The organism is uncultured Flavobacterium sp. (genome assembly GCF_937967675.1).
In the GTDB taxonomy this organism is placed as follows: domain Bacteria; phylum Bacteroidota; class Bacteroidia; order Flavobacteriales; family Flavobacteriaceae; genus Flavobacterium.
In genome coordinates, this window is record NZ_CALBSN010000013.1 from 1 (window position 1) to 2,121 (window position 2,121).

Consider the following 2,121-nt stretch of genomic DNA (forward strand, 5'->3'; position numbering starts at 1 on the left):
ATTTTACTACTAATGAATCAGCGTAAATAGGATTGTGTTTGAAATCATCTAAGAAAACATCGCCATAAGCATTTGTTAATTGTAAAGCCGCTCCTAAGAACATACTGAATACAAAGAACAAGGCTAATTTATAATCGGCAAATAATTTAAACGAACTTAATCCTATAAGTTCCATGAACGATTTGTTTTCAGCGGTTTTTCCCTGAGGTTCGCATTTAGGTAAAGTAAACGAATAGATTCCTAATAAAATAGCTGCAATAGCTGCAATATAAAATTGATTTTCAGAAGCTTTATTTCCGGTTAAGTTGGTAATCCACATGGCTACAATAAAACCGATAGTTCCCCAAACGCGAATAGGTGGAAAATCTTTTACGACATCTAAACCTCCTTTTTTCAAGGCATTGTAAGCAACTGAATTAGAAAGTGCAATCGTTGGCATGTAAAAAATCATTGCGACTAAAATCACCCAAAAGAAATCCGATGGATTGCTTACTTGTGGAACATACATCAAAGTTAATCCTCCTAAAATATGAAGAGCTCCGTATAACTTTTCAGCGTTTATCCAGCGATCTGCAACAATCCCACAAAGTGTTGGCATAAAAATCGAAGCGATTCCCATGGTGGAAAAAATAGCCCCAAATTGTGCTCCGTCCCAGTTTTTAGTTCCAAACCAATAATTTGCTACTGTAATGAGCCAAGCTCCCCAAACGAAGAACTGAAAAAAGTTCATTATCGTTAATCTGAATTTTACATTCATGTTAGTTTCGTTAAAATTTATGATTCTTTTTTTGAAATTTCGTCTCTAATTTTTGCGGCTCTTTCGTAGTCTTCGTTTTGAACCGCTTCGTCTAATTTTTGATACAATTCTTTTAAGGAATAACCAGAATAGTTATCCGCAGGAACTACAACATCTTCTTCATAAGTGTCTGTTGGAGTTAAAATGTTGTCGTTTTCTGGATTTTCATTCGTAGTTTCAGAAGGATTGATGCTTAAATATATTCCAGCTTTATCTAAAATGTTTTTGTAAGTAAAAATAGGAGCATTAAAACGCAAAGCTAAAGCAATAGCATCTGAAGTTCTAGCGTCGATAATTTCCTCGATTTTGTCTCTTTCGCAAATAATGCTCGAATAGAAAACACCATCTACTAATTTATGAATAATCACTTGCTTTACTACGATGTCAAATCGATCCGCAAAGTTTTTGAATAGATCGTGTGTAAGTGGGCGAGGCGGTTTAATTTCTTTTTCTAAAGCAATAGCAATCGACTGCGCTTCAAAAGCACCAATAACAATCGGAAGTTTTCGTTCACCATCCACTTCATTTAAGATTAAGGCATACGCTCCGTTTTGCGTTTGGCTGTATGAAATCCCTTTTATGGTTAATTTTACTAAACTCATTTTAATGTGTTAATTATCATTTCTTTGATATGCTGATTCGGATTTTTGCAATAATCACAAAGTCAGAAAATGGCTAACTGAAAAACGGTTAGCCATTTGCCCCAAAAATAAAAAAAAGAGCTATCTAAACAAAGATAACTCTAATTTTAATATAATATATTTTTAAACAACTATTTTATTAAGAGTTGCTTGCTTTAAATGCTTTTAATTTTTCAATTAATTGAGGTACTACAGTGAAAGCATCACCTACCACTCCGTAATCAGCAACTTTAAAGAAAGGCGCTTCAGGATCTGAGTTGATAACAACTTTTACTTTTGATGAGTTAATACCTGCAATATGTTGGATTGCTCCCGAGATTCCAACAGCAATATACAGGTTAGAAGCTACTGGTTTTCCTGTTTGTCCTACGTGCTCACTATGAGGTCTCCATCCAATATCAGAAACTGGTTTAGAACATGCTGTAGCGGCACCTAAAACTGAAGCTAATTCTTCAATCATTCCCCAGTTTTCTGGACCTTTCATTCCACGACCTGCAGAAACTACGATTTCAGCGTCAGCGATAGTTACTTTTCCAGTTACTTTTTCTACATTTTCAACTTTGATTCCGAAATCCGCATCATTTAATGATGGTGCGAAAGCTTCTTCTGTCATTGCAACTGCATCTTCCACTAAACCAAAAGAGTTTTTAGCAATTCCTAAAACTTTTACTGGAGTTGAAATTT

Annotated in this window: 3 protein-coding genes; all 3 read right to left on the bottom strand. The window is 34.8% G+C overall.

Translation table 11 applies throughout. The features are described 5' to 3' along the window. The coding region (locus Q0075_RS00895; RefSeq protein ID WP_297867871.1) for an MFS transporter at positions 1 to 757 on the bottom strand (757 nt) is incomplete at its 3' end. A gap of 17 nt (positions 758 to 774) precedes the next feature. Continuing rightward, positions 775 to 1,398, bottom strand: coding sequence for a bifunctional nuclease family protein (locus Q0075_RS00900; RefSeq protein WP_297867872.1), 624 nt, complete (start codon positions 1,396 to 1,398; stop codon positions 775 to 777). 178 nt (positions 1,399 to 1,576) lie between these two features. Then, positions 1,577 to 2,121, bottom strand: a 545-nt coding sequence (locus Q0075_RS00905; RefSeq protein ID WP_297867873.1) for an electron transfer flavoprotein subunit alpha/FixB family protein, incomplete at its 5' end; no start/stop codon positions are given.